Source organism: Bacteroides sp. An279, assembly GCF_002159615.1.
Classification (GTDB): Bacteria; Bacteroidota; Bacteroidia; order Bacteroidales; family Bacteroidaceae; genus Phocaeicola; species Phocaeicola intestinalis.
On the sequence record NZ_NFJA01000033.1, the window covers coordinates 19493 to 36180 of the forward strand.

General features: G+C 42.5%; 11 protein-coding genes and 1 pseudogene. 5 read left to right on the forward strand and 7 right to left on the reverse strand.

The genetic code is table 11. The features are described 5' to 3' along the window. Positions 1-69: 69 nt before the first annotated feature. The gene (locus B5F78_RS07825) at positions 70-3138 is read left to right on the forward strand and encodes a hypothetical protein (protein WP_140400085.1); all 3069 of its coding nucleotides are present in this window, start codon (positions 70-72) and stop codon (positions 3136-3138) included. Between the two features lie 429 nt (positions 3139-3567). Here the strand turns inward: B5F78_RS07825 and B5F78_RS07830 are convergent, their stop codons facing one another. From B5F78_RS07830 to B5F78_RS07850, 5 genes and pseudogenes are all read right to left on the reverse strand, one after another. After that, complete coding sequence (locus B5F78_RS07830; RefSeq protein WP_087406432.1) at positions 3568-6237, reverse strand: PL29 family lyase N-terminal domain-containing protein; 2670 nt, start codon at positions 6235-6237, stop codon at positions 3568-3570. A gap of 741 nt (positions 6238-6978) precedes the next feature. Beyond that, positions 6979-7242 (reverse strand): annotated as a pseudogene (locus B5F78_RS07835) (PD-(D/E)XK nuclease family transposase); the annotation flags it as partial. A 240-nt stretch (positions 7243-7482) separates the two neighbouring features. Beyond that, on the reverse strand, positions 7483-8415 hold the full coding sequence (locus tag B5F78_RS07840; RefSeq protein ID WP_087212277.1) for a carbohydrate kinase family protein: 933 nt from the start codon (positions 8413-8415) through the stop codon (positions 7483-7485). Positions 8416-8592: 177 nt separating this feature from the next. Further along, on the reverse strand, positions 8593-9192 hold the full coding sequence (locus B5F78_RS07845; RefSeq protein ID WP_087406433.1) for an SIS domain-containing protein: 600 nt from the start codon (positions 9190-9192) through the stop codon (positions 8593-8595). A 112-nt stretch (positions 9193-9304) separates the two neighbouring features. Then, positions 9305-9838: a TIGR00730 family Rossman fold protein gene (locus tag B5F78_RS07850; RefSeq protein WP_087212274.1), complete on the reverse strand. Its 534-nt coding sequence runs from the start codon at positions 9836-9838 to the stop codon at positions 9305-9307. 199 nt (positions 9839-10037) lie between these two features. Here B5F78_RS07850 and B5F78_RS07855 point away from each other — a divergent pair, with 199 nt between their 5' ends. Then, positions 10038-11264 (forward strand): M16 family metallopeptidase, encoded by a 1227-nt coding sequence (locus B5F78_RS07855; protein WP_087406434.1) that lies wholly within the window; start codon positions 10038-10040, stop codon positions 11262-11264. 148 nt (positions 11265-11412) lie between these two features. Here the strand turns inward: B5F78_RS07855 and B5F78_RS17135 are convergent, their stop codons facing one another. Then, complete coding sequence (locus B5F78_RS17135) at positions 11413-11583, reverse strand: hypothetical protein (RefSeq protein WP_162608505.1); 171 nt, start codon at positions 11581-11583, stop codon at positions 11413-11415. Positions 11584-11913: 330 nt separating this feature from the next. On the opposite strand from B5F78_RS17135, the gene argS reads away from it, so the two are divergent. The 3 genes from argS to B5F78_RS07870 all read left to right on the forward strand — a co-directional run bounded on the left by argS (position 11914) and on the right by B5F78_RS07870 (position 16343). Next, the gene (gene argS / locus B5F78_RS07860; protein ID WP_087406435.1) at positions 11914-13707 is read left to right on the forward strand and encodes an arginine--tRNA ligase; all 1794 of its coding nucleotides are present in this window, start codon (positions 11914-11916) and stop codon (positions 13705-13707) included. 79 nt (positions 13708-13786) lie between these two features. Beyond that, positions 13787-14413, forward strand: coding sequence for a ribonuclease H1 domain-containing protein (locus B5F78_RS07865; RefSeq protein WP_087406436.1), 627 nt, complete (start codon positions 13787-13789; stop codon positions 14411-14413). Positions 14414-14522: 109 nt separating this feature from the next. Next, on the forward strand, positions 14523-16343 hold the full coding sequence (locus tag B5F78_RS07870) for an LTA synthase family protein (RefSeq protein ID WP_087406437.1): 1821 nt from the start codon (positions 14523-14525) through the stop codon (positions 16341-16343). Between the two features lie 113 nt (positions 16344-16456). Here the strand turns inward: B5F78_RS07870 and B5F78_RS17580 are convergent. Beyond that, positions 16457-16688 (reverse strand): hypothetical protein (locus B5F78_RS17580; RefSeq protein WP_206421932.1); only part of this gene is annotated, 232 nt, incomplete at its 5' end.

The window sequence follows — 16688 nt, forward strand, 5'->3', positions numbered from 1 at the left end:
GCTGTGTTTGTAAAGGCTTGAGTTAGAACGATTTGAGTTTTTTAATTTATAAATTAAATTTAATTTGTTATGAGAAAAAAGTATTTAAGTGCACTGCTGTTCGGAGCGCTTTTGTTCGCTTCGGCAGGAACTTTTACCTCTTGTAAGGATTATGATGATGACATCAATAACCTGCAACAGCAAATCACTTCTAACAAGGATGCAATCGCAGCCTTGCAGAAGCTGGTAGGCGAAGGCAAGTGGGTATCATCGGTTACTCCTATCGAAAATGTTTTCACTGTAACCATGAACGACGGTACCACACAGAACATCACCGGCATCAACGGTGAAGACGGAAAACCGGGTACTGTCATCACACTTGACCCCACTACTAACAACTGGGTCATTGACGGTGTAGACACTGGCGTTTGCGCTAAAGGTGAAAAAGGCGAACAAGGTGAACAAGGCGAGCAAGGTGAAGCTGGCGAACAAGGTCCTGCCGGTGAAGCTGGCGAACCGGGCAAGTCTCCTTACATCGACAAGGAAACAGGCAACTGGTTTGTTTGGGAATGGGACGAAGCTACAAGCGAATACAAGGCTGTTGACTCAGGCGTATACGCTGGCTCTACCCAGATTTATGTAGTAGAAAAAGATGGTTTCATTGAACTGAACGTAGACGGAACTGCTTACTTGTTGCCTACTACTTCGGACGCTTATACAGTGGAAGCTCCGGCTGACCAAGTTAAGGTCGAATTTGAAACAGCTGAGTGGACTGAGTGGAATTCTAATAATGCAGACGCAAAGACATTGCTGAAACAATTCCCGGAATTAGCAGAAATCAAGAAAGATGCAGTTGTAAAACAAGGTGGAAAATTACCTTTGATTGTAACGCCAGCCAGCATAGAATTGGATGATCAATATACTTATTCATTAGTAAACTTGAAAGGTGAAACGGCCGAAATTACGGTTTCTTCTCCTGTAAAAGGATTGCCGGAAGGCTTGGAATGGGAGAATGATGGTAAATTGGTATCACGTTCTGCAGACGCAAGTTCTTGCTTGTGGACATTGAATGTAGAACCGGCTTTTGATGAAAAGAAAGAAGAATACAAATCTACAGACGGACGTTCATCATTGCTTGTAGAAAATTCCAAAGGAACTGTTGTAAGAACTGCTTATGCATATACTGTTGAATCGGCTGATATAACTGATGACGTGAACGTTGTCTCTAATACTTCTAGCTTTAAATATGCAGAAACTATCGATGTGCTGGAAGCACCGGAAGACGGCAAAGCAATGTTCGAACTGAAGAACGAGTACAAGGGATATGTAGTATTGGAAGCAACCAATGCCGTTCAAGTAGAAAAATATGGCATTACAATTGATGGCACTAAAGTAACCATCGCTAACATGCCTGTCAACGAAACACAGATTGACGTGACATTGAAGTTAACGGCTGCCGGCTTAAATGGTAGTGTTAAAAGTCATGAAAAGACATTCTCAATTACTCAAGGCGTTGAATCAGTTGGCATGCTTGCTGATAGAGCCGTAACATTGAATGTAGATCCGGCTAAGGCTTCTATTAGATGGAATTTGGAAGACCTTAAATTCTCGGCTGTCCAGTTGGATAATTTCTTAAGTGGCAATGTAAAACTCACCGCAACAAGAGAAAAAGATGATAAGAAGTATGTAGCTTACAATGGTTCGATTACATGGTATAATGCAAACAGTCAAGTAACTACTTACGATCCTCAAACTGTGACATGGAGGAACGGAACAGCCGTAACATTCGGTATCAACGTTAACGGAGCTGTGCCAGGGGCTGCATTGGACGGTCATATATCAGAACAATTTACTGCAACTGAATATGAACTCACTTTGACATCAATGAATGGTACTTCTGTTATCTATTCGGATGATGCTACGTTGACAGTCAGCAATCCTGATGCGGCTGATATTTTGAGACTGAATCCTGCATTTGTTGAAGATGGCGTATTGCAAGTTTCTGCACTTCCAACTGGAAATAATGTAGATTACGACTTTGAAAGTGGTATTATTAAAGCGAATGCATATACCACTGCTTTGGGTGATCCTACATTCACTGATATGGATTATAAGACATTCGTAGACAATGGCGGTGATACTCAAAATTCAAAAGATTTTGCAAATTGGGATTGGATTAAAAATGACGAATTGCATGTGAATAAGTGGATAGAGGGCTCTAATGTTCCTGCTAACCAGCAACACATGTACAAAGTTCGTAAGATCCGTGCTCAGTATCCGTTATTTAATAATCCAAACAACAAGATAACCTTTGATTTCGAAGTTGTTGTCAAGAGTCAGGTATACAGTGATGATCCTACTCAAGTTATTACATTTGATAACGACAAGCTGGTTGCAGTCTATGGTGGAGCAGACGGTAGCAATAAGGTAGACATCAAGAATGCTGTCAAGAGTGCCGTATTTGCATTAGGATCAGACAAGGGCAAGTCCTATACATTGTTTGCTACTAAAGCCGGAGATATTACAGCGATGGGGTATGCATATGGAATAACAGATAATTTGACAACTGCTGTATCATCAGTTAATTATATGCTTGATGCCAACAACATGTTGATTGAATTGGCTGTAAAAGATATGAACTATCTAGGTTATAGTGGTGAAGATATCTTAGCTGCTCAGACAGGAGAAGAGAAATTCTATCTGAAAGAAGCTGATTATCTGAAGTTGTGGAATTCTGTAAAAAATCAAGCTTATTTCGAGGTAGCAGGCAATTATTACGCGCTTAAGGATGCTGCAGCAGCCAATAAGGATGCAGATTATACCCGGTTTATTGCTTACGCAACCCAGATTAAATTCCAAACACAAAAAGATATTGTAGTTGGAACTACAACTGAAAAACCAGCCGATAACCGAATTGTATCTGTTGCTATAAAAGCTGTAGATAAGAATTATGCAGCCAAGTTCATTGAAAATATCAATGACTTTGGTGGCAATTTGAATCTTAATGCGTTCGATGGCAACTCAGTTATTACAGTAAAAGATCAATTGGAAGAAGGTGTAAGTGAAACATCTACAGTCGATATGCAATTGATAGTAAAAGATATATGGAATAAGACTATGTATGTTCCATTTAAACTGACTGTTAAGACTACGAAATAAGCGTTAGCTTATAAATAACCAAATGCTTACCTAAGATAAGAGAGGCGTTCTCAATCTCGTATTGGGGATTGCCTCTCTTTCTTTATGTCATACCCTTTGGAAAGTAAGTTAATGTCCATCAGCCGGTTTAACAGACTGATTAAATGGAGTTAATGCAATCCTTTCCCAGTCCTGACATACTGGGACTGTTGTCTTCACGCATCAGGACTGGAGTCCTATATGTATTAGGAATGCAGTCCTGGTATATTAGGATTATGCGAGGACTCATAAGCTTGCGGATAAGTAATTAATCACCGTAGCCATTGCAGGCGTACTTTTATATAGGCTTCTAATGAACGTATCTCATTTTCCAGCACCAAGAGTAAAGGTGATAAATAAAAAAGCGGCTCTTTTGAGCCGCTTTTTTATTTATAGAGTAATCAAAGTGGATTATTCGCCCACTTGGATAGTCACAGGAACTGATACAGCCTTTGTATATCCCCATACATCGGTTACATGGACTGTAATAGAGGTTTCTGTGGTATTTGGCATCGGAGTTGCTTTCACTACGATTGCGCCTTCTATCGGATTTTCTTTCGTACCACCCGGTATACGGAAACTAATGCCGCCATTGAAGTATTCTGCTCTATCAGGTGTTACATATACATTCTGAATTTGCTTACTTGACCAAGCGTCGTTAGGATTATCTTTCGTATTGTCCGGTTTTCCATTTTCACTTGTATTCGGAACAACGCTGAACTTGTTATTATTGTAATCGACACCCGTAATCATGCTGCCAGTGATAGCGTAACCAGATTCATTGTTGGCAATAACAGGAATTGAATTATTGCCTACCGGGGTTACGGTACCTTCGTAAATCGGGCTCATGATAGTGATAGTGAACTGATAAGTCTTGTCTGCTTCCTTATCGTATACCCACTTCGTATCAGCATAGTTGTTATTCTTAGCGGTAACAATCAAGTTCTTGCCATAACCAAGCTGAATACCTGTATTTACGTCAGTCTTGACATCATTCAAAGTGATGTAATATGCCTCTAAAGTAGTAGCAGAAGTAGGATTCAATGTTGCCAAATCATTAGATTCAAACTTATCTGTACCTACAGTTGCCAATGTGGTCTTATCATCAAGAGTCAATTTAGCATATTTATCTACAGCAGTAAAGTATCTCTTGACATTAATCTGATCCTTCTTATCGTCTGTATTATAGAAGTATGCGGTGATTACATCATCAACCACAAAGTTTGCGTCGCGAGTGAACTGGTCAGCTACAGACGGAGCGGTGAATGTTACAGGAACTACAATCGAGTTGATATCACCTTTCTTCTCGTCTTTGAATGTAAGCTTCAAGTAATACTGCTTAGCTAAGTGCAATGCGCCTGCATTTTCTTTATCAACTGTGACTTTGATAGTCTCTAATGTCTTAGCTGTAGCTTCCTTATCATTTGCATCCTTATATACAATCTTCAAAGACTTGATACCATCTGCTACTGCAGATTTGCAGTCTTTATCTGTATACAATGCAGCTACAGTCTGACTCAAGTCAACACGGTTAATCCAAGAAATCCACTTGTCAGATCCTAATTCATTTTCCATGTAGCTAATAGCCAAATCAAATCCTTTCGGTTTATTTTCACCTAACAGGTTCGAGATGTCGTATGTTTCAGCTTCGTATTCTACAACATTAGTAGTGATGACAGAACTTAAGTCTACAGAATACTTAACTTTACCCACTGTACCTTTTGTATCCAATGTATGGATTGTCATAGTAAAGGCTTTGGCAGGGGTAACGAGGTCTGGATCTACTGTCACTTTGAAAGTACGTGCTTCATTATCCCACTGTATGCCGTACGTTTCTTGATCAGCCTTTTCAAATTCAAACCACATATCATACATTGCACCTTTTGCATTTTCCGGAACAACGATGGTATATGTTTTCCCTAAATCCACCTCTATACCTTCCGCTGTAGTATTACCAACGTTAGCGTCGCTGGTTTTAATTTCCTTTACAGCAACTTTATCCAAAGCCTGACCTTCTTTTGCTGTAACTTGAATGTCATAAGCAGAACGGGTGCTATAATCAGCGTTGATTGCAAAAGCGACTTGCTCATTCTTATTTTCTTGAGCCAATTCATTTTTGAAATCGGTATTTTCACCACTCGTCAAAGTGAATTCGTCCATGTTCAATGTGAACAAACCGTTGCTTGTTCCTGCAGCACGTCCTTGAGCTGTGTTAAGTGTAAGCAAGTCATCGTATGCTTTTGCCGTTAATTTGATATGGCTCAGTTCTTGATTCTTCGAATTAACCAAGGTGTAAGCCACTTCATCTGCCGGAGCATCTACAGGATTAACACGTATGCCAATAGCAGAGTTAGAAGAATATACTACAGACTCATTAGCAGGCAATGCTCTTGGACCTGCCCATTGGGTTGGACGCGTAAATTTATTCCAGATAAGTTCCAATTTATTATTTTGTCTATCATCTGAATCCCCTTGTGTATCTTCCAATATAATAGAAGAAATCATGGATGCAGGCCCCGGACAATAGATTTCCAGCATTTCTTTTCCGTCTTCTGTCGGAGCATAGATGGTGAAACCACCGTTAGCTTCAGCTACGGCATAAGTTGCACCGTTAGCTTTGTATTCAGTAGCTTCCAGTTCACCTTTTTCATTGGCTACATACCATACGCCGTCTTTAATTTCCGGAACGACAATCTTTCCAGCTTCACCATCGATGGCAGCTTTGTATTCGGTCTTCTCACCGTCTTTATACCAATAACCATCTTCACCGATTTCCCATGATGTACCCGGAGCACCTGCAGCACCCGGAGCACCATTTTGTCCGTCCTTACCATTTACGATATTGAATGACTGACCGTCAGAGAAGGTTACCGTGAACCCGCCTTCAATGGAAGTGACGTTGGTAATCCATTTTCCTGCGCTAATCTGAGCCTGCAGGTCTTCGAGGTCGGCCTTGATGCCGTCTACCTGTCCTTGCAGATTGCTGATGTCGTCATCATAGTCTTTACAAGAGGTAAAAGTTCCTGCCGAAGCGAACAAAAGCGCTCCGAACAGCAGTGCACTTAAATACTTTTTTCTCATAACAAATAAAATTTAATTTATAAATTAAAAAACTCAAATCGTTCTAACTCAAGCCTTTACAAGTACAACTATATTCTGGAGAGCACGGGCGGAAAGCCCCGTCAGTAGCCGCGCCGGCTACTGACCAAACAATAGCGTAACGCCCCTATCTTCAGAATAAAGCAGTTTTGCCATAGAACTCTAGTCTTCTCTACTCATGCAGGAATCCATATCCGGATATGAATCCTTCACTTTGGAAAAGGTTTTCATTCACATTTTTTGTTTTAGAAGACAACTTTCAAGGCACAAATGTAAAGGTTTTATTTTATACACAATCATTATCTTACTAAAAACTTCTATTAAATTTGCATTTATTAACGGAGTAACGAAAACAAAGCACAGAAAAAGGGAGGTTGTGCAACGTTTTTGTCATATTCATCTTGTTTTTCTCCCGATTTATCGCCCAATCGGCTCTCCTTATTATATATTATAATAATGTTTTGCGCTTAGGAAACCTTGCGCCTTTCGCTTTTCTGTACAAATGGATGTAAAAGAGTATCCCCCCGTTATGCCGGATTACACGGGTTGTTGAGCGAAGCGAAAAAATCTGCAAGGACGGGTACCAAGAAATGGTCTATGCCGAAATCAGATTTTTTATGTTTACAGGGCATTTATCTGTTCCTCGGTTAAGCCACTGCATTCTACAATTATATTGATTGCAACTCCTTTATCTTTTAACCTCTGCGCCATTTCAATCGCTTTTCTCTTCTCACCTTTCTCAATGCCAATCTTTTCGCCATTTTCGTTCTCGCAATACACGTCGAACACTGCCTTGCGGTCGGCCTCGCCCGTGCCAAGGTGTTCCGTGTTGAGATAAGTCAGGTCTTTCACCACCTCCTTGCCATGGAGCAGGCTGTTGATGAAGCTGATGAGCAGGTCTTTGTTGATTTCAGTGCCGAACAGTTTCTTGAAACCGAAATCGGTGTACGGATTGACATAACGGTCTTTTAAGAAGCTGTTTTGAATTTATCGTGCGATGATTTGGGATGAGTTTTTGAGGCATTTTCGCTTCTGTGATGAGGAAGATAGCGGGCTATCTGACGAAGAACAGGAGTGAAAAAGACCAAAAAATCGCCCAAAGCACACACGAAAACGGATACATCAAGCCAAGAAAAACTTTTTGGAGAAATTCAAAACAGCTTCTAAGTATCTCATGTCCATAATGTGTAATTATTAAGGGTGTGACTCTTTACAAAATGCCCCATTTCATATCGTGCATTTTTTTAAATTCTTTGCAAATTCCAGCGAAATGGAATTTTCTGTACTGCGGCATGCCTCACTTCCGAATGCCAGTCCACAGGCTATGATGTCATCCCAATCTTTTTGGCATAGACTATCAAGATCGGACCGGCGGACACGGTTTTCTATCAGTCCGTATACAATGCCTGCATTGAAATTATCGCCGGCTCCAATCGTGCTTACGGTTTCGACCTTCGGCACCGGATATGTATTGGAGTATTGCCGGGTAAACAGACGGACATCGTGTGCTCCATCGGTATAAATAAACGGATTGCAATAAAAAGCCACTTTCTGACGATAAACTTCCTCGGCACGGTCCAGTCCGAACATAAACCGGAAATCTTCGGACGAGCCACGCAGGATATCAGCATATTCGAAGTTTTCAAGAATGGTAGGCATCAATTTGATAGCTTCATTGGCATGCGTACTCCGGAAGTTTACATCGTAGTAAATAATAGCTCCCCGCTCGCGTGCCAGTTCGAGCAGTTCTTTCACCTTGTCTCTCAATACCGGTGTGACGGCAAAATATGAACCAATCATAACAATGTCATCCGCCTGAATATCGGGCATAGTCACATCTAACCGTTGACGCGGATAATCTTTGTAGAAAATATACTCGGCATCGTTGTTCTCATTGAGAAAAGCCAGAGATACAGGTGATTTCCCATCAGGAAAGACATTGACATTGTCTGTACGCACACCATTGGCACGCATATTATCCAAAATCATGCTGCCTACCCTGTCATTCCCGGTTTCGCTGATAAATGTTACATCCATTCCCATTCTTCCCAGTGAAATCATTGCGTTGTATACCGATCCTCCCGGTACAGCCGCCTGTGGCTGTCCGTTGCGGAACAAAATATCCAAAATCGTTTCTCCTATACCTATTACTTTTCTCATAGTTGTAAGTTTTTGAGTTTGTAAGTTCTTGAGTTCTTGGGTTTTTGAGTTCTTGGGTTTTTGAGTTCTTGAGTTCTTGAGTTTGTAAGTCCTTTCATTTTTAGGTTGAAGCTTGACAGATGCGTAAAAACTTACAAACTTATAAACTTAAAAACTCAAGAACTTAAAATCTGATATTTACTTACTTAATTCGCGCGAACGTTCTCCCAGATAGCCGCCGTGATGGCGCTTGCTATACTCTTCAATGGTAAATCCTGTACGTTTCATGGTTTCTACTACAAGAATATCGCCTATTACCGTCATAACTGTAGTAGAAGTAGTAGGGGTCATGCCCAATGGGCAAACTTCGTCAGGATGTCCGGTAGCAATACAGATATCAGCAGCTTCGGCCAGCGGACTATCCGGATTTCCAGTAATGACAATCTTTTTCAGCTTAGGGTTCAAGCCTTTAGCCAAATCTGTCAATTCGATGATTTCGCGTGTTTTTCCCGAATTAGAGATAAGCAAGAGCAAATCATTTTCTTGCAAAATACCCAAATCGCCATGTTGTGCTTCACTGGGATGTAAGAAGACAGCCGGTATGCCGGTGGAGCAGAAAGTCGTAGCAATGTTCATGGCTATCTGTCCGGCTTTTCCCATGCCGCTGGTAACCAGTTTCCCTTTTTTCTGATGCACCTGTTCTACAATCAGGCAAACAGCCTTGTCGTATGCATCCGTTACTGGAATATCGAGTACAGCTTGCGCTTCACGGCGCAACAATTCGTGAATGGAATCCATCTTTAAATAATTAATAATGAATAATTAACAATTAAGTTCCTGGGTTTGTAAGCTTTTGAGTTCTTTCAGTTTTAAACTTGCAAACTCAAGAACTTACAAGCTAATGCGGACTTTATTTCAAAAGTTCGGTCAGCTCTTCAAACGTGTTTGCCACTTTATAGTATTGCCTCAACGGATGATGAGCAAAACGGGCTTTTTCCAGCCGGTCGAAAAAGTGCAAAATATCATCCCAGAAGCCGTTGATATTATAAAATATAACCTGCTTGCTATGATAACCGATAGTAGCTGATGCCATGACATGAAATATTTCATCCAGCGTACCTATACCGCCCGGCAATGCCACCATCACTTCAGCCTCTTGCAACATCGTATCCTTCCGGTCGCTCAAGTTAAAGGTGCGGAATGTCACATCCAGCTTATCGCTTACCATTCCACGTTCCTCCAGTCTGGTAGGCACGACACCCATAATCATTGCCCCTTTTTCTTTGGCAGCATCTGCAACGGCTTCCATCAGCCCGCTGCTGGAACCACCATATATCAGCCATTTACGATGTTCGCCCATCCACTCACCCAGTTCTTTGGCTTTCTCTGCATAAATCGGGTCGATTGCATCGGATGCAGAACAAAATAACGCTATCTTATTCATAGTCTTTTTAGTTGACAAGTTGACGAGGTGACAAGTTTACAAGGCTCTGAATAGTTTTACTAAAGGGATTTAAAACCTTGTCAACTGGTTAACTTGTCAACTCGTTACCTTATTAATTTCCTGCAAATATCTGTATTTTTTCTGCAAAAGCAATGAGTATTATTGTATTTTTGCACCCAAAATAAGTAGAAAACAGAAAATGACGACTTATCAAACTGCCACTTTACCCAATGGAATACGTATCATTCATGAACCAAATCCTATCAATGTGGCTTATTGCGGCTATGCAGTAAATGCCGGAACACGTGACGAGCGCAAAGATGAACAAGGCATGGCGCACTTTGTAGAGCATCTGATATTCAAAGGAACACGCAAACGGCACGCCTGGCATATCCTGAACCGTATGGAGAATGTGGGTGGTGACTTGAATGCCTATACCAATAAAGAAGAAACGGTAATTTACAGTGCTTTCTTAAAAGAGGACTTTCTGCGTGCCGCCGAACTGCTGACCGACATTGTGTTCAACAGCACCTTCCCGCAAAATGAAATAGAGAAAGAAGTAGAAGTAATCATTGACGAGATACAGAGCTACGAAGACAGCCCGGCAGAACTGATATTCGATGACTTCGAAGAACTGATTTTTCCTAACCACCCACTGGGACGCAACATTTTAGGCAAACCTGACCAATTACGCAATTTTCAGAGCGAAGATGCCATGAACTTTGTACACCGTTATTACAAACCCGACAATCTTATCTTCTTTGTACAAGGCAACCTGGACTTTCACCGCATCGTACATGCCATGGAAAAGCTTACGGCAGACATACCTTTCGGAAAAGTGGAGAACTATCTCCGCCAGGCACCGGATACCTATCGCCCACGCAAACTTGTCCTGCATAAAGACACACATCAAGCACACGTAATGATAGGCGGACGTGGTTATCATGCTTATGACGAACGTCGGACAGGACTTTATCTGCTAAACAATATTTTAGGCGGACCAGGTATGAACAGTCGGCTGAATGTTACTCTGCGCGAACGGAAAGGACTGGTATACAGCGTAGAGTCAAGCCTGACTTCCTATACTGATACCGGTACGTTCTGCATTTATTTCGGATGCGATCCTAAAGATACAGATGTATGTATCGAGCTGGTACAGAAAGAACTGCGTAAGTTGCGGGAAGAACCTCTCACCTCTTCACGTCTGAATGCAGCCAAGAAACAAATCATCGGCCAAATCGGCGTAGCAAGTGATAATTTCGAAAACAATGCCCTTGATATGGCAAAATGCTTCCTTCATTATAAGCATTATGATTCGAAAGAAGAATTGTTCCACCGTATTGAAGCCCTCACAGCATCGCAGTTGCAAGATATTGCCAATGAAATGTTTGCAGAAGATTATCTTTCCACATTGATTTATACATAGTTTTTGCAAGCTTCCCAACCGTCTTGAAACAATAAAAGATATAAGTGCGCCGGCAAACGCATATAAGTCCATCCGCTGTAAGATTATTAATCTTCAGGCTGCAAGATTATTAATCTTACAAGCGGAAGATTATTAATCTTACACCAGACTAAGAAGCTGTTTTGAATTTCTCCAAAAAGTTTTTCTTGGCTTGATGTATCTGTTTTCGTGTGTGCTTTGGGCGATTTTTTGGTCCTTTTCGCTCCTGTTTTTCGTCAGATAGCCCGCTATCTTCCTCATCACAGAAGCGAAAATGCCTCAAAAACTCATCCCAAATCATCGCACGATAAATTCAAAACAGCTTCTAAGTTATCTGCACATTTATTCATGACTGGCACAAAGCCCCCTCAAACGAACATAAGTGATACGACTGACTCACTTATGTGAAACGCCCGAGGCACTTATGTTAAACGGTCTACTCACTTATGTTCATCAAGAGGTATGCTTAAATATCGCCAGGTGAAAATCAGATAAAGAAAGCCTTCTAATACTCCGACATGTTACCGGCACACAAAAACTTACAAACTCACAAACTTAAAAGCCTTAAGAACTTAAAAATAATTCGTACCTTTGCGCACAAAGTAAAAAACAAACGCACAAAGATATACACATGAAAATAGAAGACAAACTTACAGCTTCCGTCATCGACGGAGTGAAGAAGCTGTACGGAGCGGAGATTACCCCCGCCATGGTGCAGTTGCAAAAGACGAAGAAAGAGTTTGCGGGCCACTTGACAGTGGTAGTGTTCCCTTTTCTGAAACTTTCGAAGAAAGGGCCGGAACAAACCGGGCAGGAAATCGGGGAATACCTGAAAGCGAACGAACCTGCCATTGCCGACTATAATGTCATCAAAGGATTCCTGAACCTGACGATTGCTTCGGACGTATGGATTGACTTGCTGAACCGCATCCATGCCGATGCGCAATGGGGTATCCGCAAAGCCGACGAGAAGGCTCCGCTGGTGATGATTGAATATTCATCGCCCAATACCAACAAGCCGCTCCACTTGGGACATGTGCGTAACAACCTGCTGGGAAACGCGCTTGCCAATATCATGGCTGCCAACGGCAACCGCGTGGTGAAAACCAACATCGTGAACGACCGCGGCATCCACATCTGCAAATCCATGCTGGCATGGCTGAAATACGGCAACGGCGAGACTCCCGAATCATCGGGAAAGAAAGGCGACCACCTGATAGGCGATTACTACGTAGCCTTCGACAAGCACTACAAAGCCGAAGTAGCCGAACTGATGGAAAAGGGAATGAGCAAGGAAGAAGCCGAAGCCCAGTCGCCTTTGATGCAGGAAGCCCGTGAAATGCTCCGCAAATGGGAAGCAGGCGACCCCGAAGTGCGTACCCTTTGGGAGAAGATGAACAACTGGGTATATGCCGGATTTGATGAAACCTACAAGATGATGGGAGTAAGCTTCGACAAGATTTATTACGAATCGAACACCTATCTGGAAGGGAAAAAGAAAGTGTTGGAAGGTCTGGAAAAAGGTATCTTCTACCGCAAGGAAGACGGTTCGGTATGGGCAGACCTTACCCCCGAAGGACTGGACCAAAAACTGTTGCTCCGTGCCGACGGTACTTCGGTTTACATGACCCAAGACATCGGTACTGCCGAACAGCGCTTTGCCGATTATCCGATAGACAAGATGATATACGTGGTAGGCAACGAACAGAACTACCACTTCCAAGTGCTTTCTATCCTGCTCGACAAGCTGGGATTCGAGTGGGGAAAAGATTTGGTGCACTTCTCTTACGGCATGGTAGAATTGCCCGAAGGAAAGATGAAGAGCCGCGAAGGTACCGTGGTAGATGCCGATGACCTGATGGAAGCCATGATTCAGACAGCTAAGGAAACCAGCAACGAGTTGGGCAAACTGGACGGACTGACACAGGAAGAAGCCGATGACATCGCCCGCATCGTAGGATTGGGCGCATTGAAATATTTCATCTTGAAGGTAGATGCTCGTAAGAACATGACCTTTAATCCGAAAGAATCCATCGACTTCAACGGGAATACCGGTCCTTTCATCCAATACACGTATGCTCGTATCCAGTCCATCCTGCGCAAGGCAGCCGATGCCGGCATCACGATTCCGGCGGTTATCCCGACCGGCATCGAGCTGACGGCAAAAGAAGAAGGGCTGATTCAGATGCTTGCAGACTTTACGGCTACCATCGCTCAGGCAGGTACCGACTATAACCCGTCTATCCTTGCCAACTACGCTTACGACTTGGTAAAAGAATACAACCAGTTCTACCACGACTTCAGCATCCTGCGCGAAGAAAACGAAGCGTTGAAAATCTTCCGCCTTGCCCTGAGCCAGAACGTGGGCAAGATTGTGAAAGAAGCTATGGGATTGCTGGGCATCGAAGTGCCTGAACGCATGTAAGAAACAGCTTCACCACAGATTACACAGATTAAAAAATTGATTGAAAATCTGTGTAATCTGTGGTGAAAAAAGAAATTATATGGGAAAGAAGAAATTTTACGTGGTGTGGAAAGGCGTAGAACCAGGTGTGTACGACTCGTGGACAGATTGCCAGCTACAGATTAAAGGCTATAAGGGTGCGCTCTATAAATCGTTTGATACACGTGAAGAAGCAGAAAAGGCATTGGTTACCCCTCCGCACCATTACTTGCAGCCCCATAAAGAAACGGCAAACCAATCTCTTGAAAAACGCTTGCCTTCCGGTTTCGACCTGAATTGCCTTGCCGTAGATGCGGCATGCAGCGGTAATCCAGGCCCGATGGAATACCGGGGTGTGTACCTGTTGACGGGGCAGGAAATCTTTCACTTCGGTCCCGTCTATGGTACGAATAACATCGGCGAATTCCTTGCCATCGTACATGCCCTTGCTTTGTTAAAACAGAAGAACCTCTCCATGCCTGTCTATTCGGATAGCCGGAACGCCTTGAGCTGGGTGAAGCAAAAGAAATGCAAAACCAAACTGGAGCGTACGGCAAAGACCGAAGAATTGTTTCGCCTGATAGAACGTGCCGAGAAATGGTTGCGCGAACATACATACAATACTCCCTTACACAAATGGGAAACCGAACTCTGGGGCGAGGTTCCTGCCGATTTCGGACGCAAATAGGGAATGAACTGACAAGTTTACAAAGGGGCAGGTTCGTTTTTGTGAGAAATTTCTGAAAGTGATGAAAAGCTTGTCAACGGAAATATTGCCAATTTAAAAAGAAGAACAAATGAAAAAAAGACTTGCTTATCTTATGGGCTTTTTTGCTTTGATACTGCTATTTTTTATAGTTCAGAAGCCCGGCTTTATGTTTTATAATGATGCTGTAGGGCGAGGTATACCTATGCTTGATTATTTTAAAGTGATGTGGCACGGCATCAGCCTTGATGCGGCAACTACAGGATATCTTACTGCCCTGCCGTGGTTGGTAATCAGTATCAGCATTTGGTTCAAACATTTCCCGCTCCGGAAGATAATCGTCATTTATTACATATTTATCAGCCTTATCGTAGCAACTATCTTCGTAGGCGACATGTGCCTGTATCCATTCTGGAATTTTAAACTCGATGCATCAGTATTCTTCTATTTGGAATCACCCAAAAATGCAGCCGCCAGTGTCTCCATAGGGTTTATCACTCTTCGCATATTAATCATACTTTTACTTGCCGGCATCATGTGCTGGGTATTGTATTATTTTACCCCCCGCTGCCTGCCCTACGTGCGGAAGAGACTCGCAGCTACATTAAGTACTCTTTTAATAGGAGGCTTACTTTTTCTCATTATACGAGGGGGCGTAAGTGAATCGACCAGCAATATCGGACAAGTATATTTCTGCAACGATGAATTTTTAAATCATTCAGCTGTCAATCCGGCTTTCAGCTTGCTGGCATCCATCAGCAAGACCAAAGACTATGCCAGCCAGTACGACTATTTCGATGAAGCAGAACGCAAAACCTTATTCGACGGGCTATATCCTACGAAAGGCAAGAATACAGTAGAATTGCTCAATACCCATCGTCCTAATATACTGATTATCTTGATGGAAGGATTCGGAGCTACCATGATAGAATCACTGGGTGGCACAAAAGGTGCCAGCCCGAATATTGACCGCCTGGCGAAAGAAGGCATTTGGTTTACACATTGCTATGCAAACAGTTTTCGTACCGACCGTGGAACCATTTGTGCTCTAAGCGGTTATCAAAGCTTTCCAGACCTGTCTGTCATGAAAATACCAGCCAAAAGCCGTACACTGCCATCCATTGCAGGAAAGCTGGTGAAAGAAGGTTATCATACCGATTTTTTGTATGGAGGAGACATCAATTTCACCAATATGAAAAGCTACCTGTTGCAAAGCGGTTACCAGAAACTGACCGCAGATGTCGATTTCCCGATGAATCAGCATCAAAATGCATGGGGAGTGAATGACGACATCACTTTCGACCACTTGTTTCAGATGCTGACAGAACGGCAGGAAACACCATGGCACACAACTTTCCTCACCCTGAGCAGCCATGAACCTTTCGAAGTGCCTTACCATCGTCTGCCAGAAGCAAAACCAAATGCTTTTGCTTTCACCGACCATTGTTTGGGAGGATTTGTCGAAAAACTGAAACAAACACCCATATGGAAAGATTTATTGATAATATGCCTGTCTGATCATGGATTTTATTATCCGGACAATAGTGGCCATGGACACGACGAGCGTATCCACCATATTCCGATGCTGTGGTTGGGAGGTTCTGTAAAACAACCGATGGTAATTGACTGCATCATGAACCAGACAGACCTTGCAGCGACATTATTGGCACAATTAGGCATTGATCATAATGAATTCAACTTCAGCCGTAACGTCTTGGGAACGGAATATACATATCCTTTCGCCTACTGGAGTTTTGGTGGTGGCTATGCATTTGCCGACAGCACTGGAGTTACTGTAATGGACTTAAATGCAGACCGTCCGATGATAGAACGCCCATCATCCAACACCAACCGCATTTTGCGTGGAAAAGCCATCTTACAAAGTTCATACGATGACATAGGTGCACGCTGAATATTAGCTTCCACGCAGGAAAGGATTATCCGATTTCGGAAAGAAGACAGTCCTCTCCTGCGAGGCATATTCTTGTTGTTACGTTTGCCTGTACCCATAATATTCCTATTTGACTAATTCGAAAACAGTTTCATAATAATTGGTGCACTTGATAAAATATAAATTGAATATCCGCAAACATCCCATGTAGGGGCGAAATACAGATATTCATTACATACAAACGCAGAGAAAACTTTAGAAGCTGTTTTGAATTTCTCCAAAAAGTTTTTCTTGGCTTGATGTATTCGTTTTCGTGTGTGCTTTGGGCGATTTTTTGGTCCTTTTCGCTCCTGTTCTTCGTCAGAT